At 69.1% G+C, this 6,936-nt stretch carries 4 protein-coding genes and 1 pseudogene; 3 read left to right on the top strand and 2 right to left on the bottom strand.

Annotated elements, in window-relative coordinates:
• Positions 1–180: 180 nt before the first annotated feature.
• A complete protein-coding gene (locus AOK08_RS43880) occupies positions 181–396 on the bottom strand; it encodes an FmdB family zinc ribbon protein (protein WP_079054378.1) in 216 nt (71 codons plus the stop codon).
• A gap of 438 nt (positions 397–834) precedes the next feature.
• Here AOK08_RS43880 and AOK08_RS31155 point away from each other — a divergent pair, with 438 nt between their 5' ends.
• The 3 genes from AOK08_RS31155 to AOK08_RS31145 all read left to right on the top strand — a co-directional run bounded on the left by AOK08_RS31155 (position 835) and on the right by AOK08_RS31145 (position 5,400).
• Positions 835–2,715: a transglycosylase domain-containing protein gene (locus AOK08_RS31155; protein WP_107101090.1), complete on the top strand. Its 1,881-nt coding sequence runs from the start codon at positions 835–837 to the stop codon at positions 2,713–2,715.
• 45 nt (positions 2,716–2,760) lie between these two features.
• Positions 2,761–4,056, top strand: coding sequence for a polysaccharide deacetylase family protein (locus tag AOK08_RS31150; RefSeq protein ID WP_055532291.1), 1,296 nt, complete (start codon positions 2,761–2,763; stop codon positions 4,054–4,056).
• A 162-nt stretch (positions 4,057–4,218) separates the two neighbouring features.
• Positions 4,219–5,400 carry an amidase domain-containing protein gene (locus AOK08_RS31145; RefSeq protein WP_055532289.1) on the top strand — a complete coding sequence of 394 codons (1,182 nt, stop codon included), beginning with the start codon at positions 4,219–4,221 and terminating at the stop codon, positions 5,398–5,400.
• Positions 5,401–5,483: 83 nt separating this feature from the next.
• Here AOK08_RS31145 and AOK08_RS47770 read toward each other — a convergent pair.
• Positions 5,484–6,659, bottom strand: a pseudogene (locus AOK08_RS47770) (hypothetical protein); the annotation flags it as partial.
• Positions 6,660–6,936: the final 277 nt, after the last annotated feature.

Below are 6,936 nucleotides of genomic sequence, written 5' to 3'. Positions count from 1 at the left end.
CGCAGTTCCCCGCGCCCCTAAGGAGGGCGCTGCGCGCCCATCCTCGGGGGGTTTGGGCTGGTGCGGCGCCGTTGTGGCTGGGCGCGCAGTTCCCCGCGCCCCTAGGCGGGCGCTTCGCGCCCAGCCTCGGGGCCCTGGGAGGGTGTCCCGCGCCCATCCCCGCCCCCGTCCTCGCCGGGGTCAGCCGCAGCAGCCTCCGCCGCAGCAACCGCCGCCTCCGCCGCCGCCGGTTGGGCGGGGGGCGGAGGCTGAGCCGCCCACGGCTACCGTTGACAGGAGTTTCACCGTGTCCGCGTGGCCGGCGGGGCAGTCCGTCGGGGCCGAGGATTCGGCCATCGGGCGGGTCCGTTCGAACGTGTCGCCGCAGGTGCGGCAGCGGTACTCATAGCGAGGCATGCGGACAGATTAGTCCCCAAATGCTCGCCCGGCGATGCCCGACGGTTTCGGCTGTGGCCCTTGCTTGTTCATTCCCCATGTGGAGAAGCTGCGAAGAGCGCTGGTAATTTATGTTTGCCGCGATGAGCCGTGAGGTCGGGGAATTCAAGGTTTGCACGGAGTGCGGAGGGGTGTGTCGTGACCCAGAAATCGGAAGAACCGGACGCAACTCTGCAGTTCCGGAAAATCGATCTGGACATTTACGACGCCGGGAAGGAATCGCCCGTACCAGGAAGTGGTGCATCTGGGGGCAGTACACCCGGAAGCAGGCGTGAAGCCCGATTAGCTCGAAAAAGCCGCCGAATATCCCCCAGGTCGCTCCTCGCGCGGATCTGGGCGTTCGCCGTGTCCCATGCGCCGAAGTACCCGCGGCCCGGCCGTACCGGCTGGCGTCGCTGGATGCCCTCCTGGCGCCAGTGGGCGGGCGGCGTGCTGACGTCCGTGGGGCTGAGCTGTCTGCTCCTGGGCATCGCCTACGCGGCCACGGACATTCCCGACAACCTCAACTCGTACGCCACCCAGCAGGACAATGTGTACTTCTGGGCGGATGGGACACCCATGGCCCGTACCGGTTGGGTGCAGCGGCAGGCAATGCCATTGAAGGACATTCCGGAGGATGTTCGCTGGTCGGTGCTCGCCGCCGAGAACGCGAGTTTTTACAGTGATTCCGGCATTTCCGTCAAGGGGCTCGCGCGCGCCCTTGTGCGTACCGTCGGCCAGGGTGACACCCAGGGCGGATCCACCATCACGCAGCAGTATGTCAAAAACGTCTATCTCAACCAGAACCAGACGATCGGCCGCAAGTTCACCGAGGCGATGATCTCCCTCAAGCTCGACAACCGGATGAGCAAGGACGACATCCTTGAGGGCTACCTCAACACGAGCTGGTTCGGCCGTGGCTGCTACGGCATCCAGCGGGCCTCCCAGGCCTACTACGGCAAGGACGTCAGCCAGCTCGACGCCGGCCAGGGCGCGTTCCTGGCCTCCCTGCTCAAGGGCGCGGGCCTGTACGACCCGACCCTGAGCAAGGCCAACCACGCCCGGGCCGTCGAGCGCTGGTCCTGGATCCTCGACCGGATGGTCGAGATCGGCAAGCTCACCAAGGCCGAGCGGGCCAAGTACACGAAGTTCCCGGAGCCGTTGAAGACCAACCCGCTGTACGACACCGGTGAACAGACCGACTACCTGGTGGAGCTGGCCTCCCAGTACGCCAAGAAGGCCGCGAACATCTCCGAGAAGGACTTCGACCTCGGCGGCTACCAGGTCTACACGACGTTCGACCGCAAGCGGGAGAGCAAGCTCGCCGACGCCGTGGCCAAGGCCCGCAAGAAGGCGCAGAAGGGCGACCGGAGCGCCGCGAAGACCGCGCACTACGGCGCCGCCTCGGTGGCCGCCGACGGCCGCATCCTCGCCATCTACGGCGGTCCCGACCACCGTACGCAGGGCTACAACGAGTCCAACTCCACCACCGTCCCCGCCGGTTCGGCCTTCCTGCCGTTCGTCTACGCGGCCGGTCTGGAGCACGGTGTCCGCAAGACCCGCGACGACGACCCGACACGTGTCACGGGGGAAACCCTCTATGACGGCAACAACGAAGTGCCGGTGACCACGCCCGAGGGGCCCTACTGGGACCGCAGCGGCCAGAAGGTGTTCGCGACCAACGACGGCGGCAAGTCGTACGGGCAGATCTCGCTGCGCCGGGCGCTGGCCCTTTCGGTGAACACGCCGTTCATGCAGCTCGGCATGGACACCGGCCTGGACAACGTCCGTGCGACCGCCGAGGCCGCCGGACTGCTGCCCGGCAGCATCGGGGCGCAGGTGCCCGCCATGTCGATCGGCAACTCCACCCCCAGCGCCATCCGGATGGCCGGCGGCTACACCACGTTCATCGCCGGCGGCAGACGCACCGAGCCGTACTCGGTGCGCAAGATCACCCGCAATGGCACCGGCATCGGTCTGGACACCCCGGACCGGACCCGTGCGCTCGAACCCGACGTGGCCGAGGAGGTCACCTCAGCGCTCGCGGACGCCTTCAGCACCGCCCACCCCGCGGTTGCCGCGTCCGCCGACGGGACCGTGACCGGGAAGGCGGGAACCACCCCGCAGGACACCGCCTCCTGGTTCGTCGGCACGCACAGGTCCGTGTCCACGGCTGTCGTCGTCTATCGCATCGATCTGACCAAGAGCCTCGAACCGCTGCCGTTGAAGGGTCTCGCCGGTACCGCCGACGAGAGCGTTCCGTACGGCATCTGGTCGGGTGCCATGAGCCCGCTCGGCTGACCACCGGACGGGGCAACAAGCCTCCCCCCTCGAAATGAGCAGCACATGAGACAAGCGTCGGGCCGCCGCCGGAAGGCCCAGGAAACGACTCCACCCGTCAACTACCGCCCGCGGATCGCGGCGTACCTTGTCGTCGCGTCCATGACTGTCGCCTCCATGACCGCCGGCTATCTGATGCTGGGCCACCCCGACCGCACCGAACCGACAGCCGCCGTGGGGTCCGGGGGGCCCGTGAAGACCCCCACGCAGACGACCAGCAAGCCGAAGTGGGACGGGAGGGTCAGAGTCCTGGGGGACGGCTCCACCTCCAACACCGGCCCGCAGCCGGACCGGTTGACGCCCGTACCGCTCAAGCCCGGTGAGAAGCCTCCCCAGTTCGTCGTCTTCTCCTGGGACGGCGCGCTGGCGGGCGACGACAACCTCTTCGAGCACTACCGGGACATGTCCACGAAGTACAACGCCCACATGACGTACTTCCTCACGGGCATCTACCTGCTGCCCAAGAGCAAGGCGGACCTCTACAGCCCCCCGCAGCACCCCAGGGGGTCGGCGGCGATCAGCTACGCCACCGACGACCACATCCGCACCACCCTCGAAGAGCTCGGGAAGGCGTGGCGGGAGGGCAACGAGATCGGCACCCACTTCAACGGCCACTTCTGCGGCAAGAAGGGCGGCGGCGACTGGAGTGTCAAGGAGTGGAAGAGCGAGATCGACCAGTTCTTCTCCTTCGTGCAGAAGTGGAAGACCAACACCGGCTACACCGACCTCCCTCCGCTGCCGTTCGACGCCAAGGAAGAGGTCACCGGCGGGCGCGCCCCCTGTCTTGAGGGCCAGAAGAACCTGCTGAAGGCCGCCAAGAGCTACGGCTGGCGCTACGACGCGAGTTCCGCGGGCGACTTCCAGATCTGGCCGAAGAAGAAGGACGGCATCTGGGACTTCCCGCTCCAGATGCTCCCGTACGACGGCGGCGACTACCAGGGCCTCTCCATGGACTTCAACTTCCTCTACAACCAGTCCAACGGCGAGACCAACGGGCCGCCGGCCGAATACCCGAAGTGGCAGCAGGAGACCGTCGACGCCTACATGGCCGGCTTCGGCCGGGTGTACTACGGCAGCCGGGCCCCGCTGTTCATCGGCAACCACTTCGAGCAGTGGAACGGCGGCATCTACATGAAGGCCGTCGACGAGGTCATGGCGCGGATGTGCTCGAAGAAGGACGTCGAGTGCGTCTCCTTCAAGGAACTCGCCGACTGGCTCGACGTACAGAGCCCGGCGACGCTTGAGCGGCTCCGAGGCCTGGACCCGGCGCAGTCGCCGGACTGGTCGACGGTCGTGAAGTAACCACCGGGTAACCGCCGGCCAGCTCTATGTGACGACCCGTCAACTCCCTTGTCGCAAAAGGGGATCCCCGTTCACGGGGACTCCACAAGGCATGCAAAACTTCCACCGTCCGGCATCCCCCATCGCCGGGCAAGAGGGGAAACATTCGTGAAGTCAAGGAACATGGGCCGCACGCGCGGCCGTGCCTCCATGCTCATCGCCGCCGCTGCCTCGGTGGCGGCGGGAGTGTCTCTGCTGCCGGTCGCCAGCGCGAGCGCGGCGACCGCCGCCCCGGTCGTGGACCAGCAGACCAGGGCCACCTTCCAGCGCCTGGCCGACGCGGTCCTCACCGACCGTACGGACGCGCTGGTCGACGGCGCGCGGGGCGCCCGGAAGAAGTCGCTGAGCAGCGGCTTCTCCGGTGCCGTCAAGCTGTCCGCCGCAATGGCCGGCAGCGAGAAGCACGTCCTGTCCTCGCTGGAGCAGCGCAAGGCCCGCCTCGCGGCGCTCGGCGAGAAGTACAGCAAGGGCAACACCGTCGTCACCCTGGACAACACCCGCGTCCAGGGCGGCAAGGCCGAGGTCAAGGTCACCGAGACCACGACGCTGACGTACAAGAAGGTCAGCGGCGACGAGCCGGCGACCACCGGCTTCCAGGCCCACCACGCGCTGACGTTCACCGCCGACAAGCGCGGCGACTGGCAGCTGACGGGCATCCGGAACACCGACGCCGACGCGCCCGAAGCGGTGAACCAGCCGGCCCAGCCGGCTCCCGCCGCCAAGCCCGCCAAGGCCAGGGGCACCCGGGCCGGCGACACGCCCGACGCCCCCCGCTCCAACACCAACCGCTGGGGCATACCGGCCAACAACAAGAACCTCAACGGCGCCGCCTACGACTACCGCGCCATGGCCGCGTACGCGGAGACGTACTGGGCCAACTACAACACCAACTACCCGAACTTCAACGGGCACGCGGACGGCGGCGACTGCACCAACTTCGTCAGCCAGTCCCTGAAGGCCGGCGGCTGGAAGCACGCCCCCGGCCGCGTCGACGACTACGACAAGTGGTTCGGCAACAACGAGATCCAGTCGCACTCGTTCATCGGCGTCAACGAGTGGTCCTGGTTCGCCCAGAACTCGAAGCGGACCACCCCCCTCGCGTCCGTCTACCAGATGGACGTCGGCGACGTGCTCCAGATGGACTTCGACCGGGACGGGGCCAAGGATCACACGATGATCGTCTCGTTCCGCGGCGGTGACGGCATGCCGTACATGACGTACCACTCCGTCAACACCTGGCGCCGGTCGCTCGCGAGCATCATCGCGTCGGACTGGAACGCGTACTACTACGCCTACCGCACCTGACCGACCCGGTCCCGCCGCTCCGGCCCCTACCCAGGCCGGGGCGACGGGCCTCGGCGCCCCGGCGTCCCGTCACGGCCGCGCACTCAGTGCGCGGCCGTACCGCGTTCCTCGCGGATACGGCTCACCACGCCGGCCACCGCCTGCCGCACCGCCTCCGTCTCCGTCAGGAAGTGCCAGTAGTCGGGGTGGCGGCCCTCCAGCGTGGCGATCGCCCGCTCCAGCCGGGCCACCGACTCGTCCAGCGGGCGGGCGTCCTTCGGATCCGGGGTGTTGCGCCCCGACATGGCCAGCCGCTGCGCGTCCCGGATCGCGAAACGCGTCTTGTCGATCTCGCCGCGCGGGTCCTTCTGTACGGCGTTCAGCCGCCGCAGCCGGTCCCCGGCCGCCGACACCGCCTCGTCGGTGGTGTCCAGCAGTGCCCGCACCGTCGCCAGCAGCGCCGTCGCGTCCGGCCAGCGCTGGGCGTCCCGGGCGGCCTGCGCCTCCTTGAGCCTGGCCTCGGCCTGCCGTACGTGGTCCGCCGCCTGCTCCGGCACATGCTGGAGGTCCTGCCAGCACGCCGCCGAGAACCGTCTGCGCAACTCGCTCAGCAGTGGCTCCACCTGCCCCGACCGGGTCGTCAGCGCCTCGCCACGGGTACGCAGCGACACCAGCCGGTGATCGATCTCCGCGGCCCGCTCGGGCAGCCGCGCCGCCTCCGCCCGTACCGCCTCCGCCTCGCGCGCGACCCGGTCCGCCCGCTCCAGCGTCTCCGGCACACCGTGCTGCCCGGCGCCCTGGTTGAGCCGGGTCAGCTCAGGCCCGAGGGCGGCCAGCCGGCCGGCCAGGTCGTCCGCCCGCAGCCCCGATCCCCGTACCCCGTCCAGGGCGTTCGACGCGGCCAGCAGCGACTGGCGGGCACGCTCCACGGAGGGCGCGAGCCTGGCCAACTGCGTCTCGGCCTTGCCGAGCAGCGGCCCGAGCCCGTCCGCGAAGCGGTCCAGGTCCTGCTTGACCCGCCCCAGCTCCTCCTTGGCCCGGGTCAGCTCGGAGCGGGCACGAGCGGCGGCCGAGGCCTCCAGACCGTCCCGGTCCAGATCATGGGCGTCGATGGCGGTGATGTACTGGCCGCTGACCTCGTCGATCCGGCGCCCGAGCCCCTCGAAGTCGGCCACCGCGCGCCGGGCGGCGGGGGTGTCGTCGACGGCCTTGATGGTCTCCATCGAGATCCGCAGATCCCGCTGGGCGGTGTCCAGTTCGTAGAAGGCGGCGGCCGCCGCNNGACGCGCAGACCCGCGCGAGGGGCCTCGGGCGACGGGTGCGCGCGCGGCGCATGCGACGCATTCGATGCGATCGGCGTGTACGGCTCGGAATTGGTCGCCGTCACATCCCTCTCCCGTGCTGTGATCAGTCCTGCCCGGTTCATTCTCCCACCGGTTGAGGACGAACACACGGCCCGGTCGGTTCACCCGACGCGCACCCGGGGCCTGTAACCCCAAGCCCGTCCTCGCCCCCGCCGCCCCTACCCTTCCCGTCCCTGGGGGCTCTGCCCCCAGA

Origin of the sequence: Streptomyces graminilatus, from assembly GCF_001418565.1 — a bacterium.
In the GTDB taxonomy this organism is placed as follows: Bacteria; Actinomycetota; Actinomycetes; order Streptomycetales; family Streptomycetaceae; genus Streptomyces; species Streptomyces graminilatus.
Note: the sequence above shows the minus strand (reverse complement) of the source record. Positions and strands in the feature narration are given on the sequence as shown.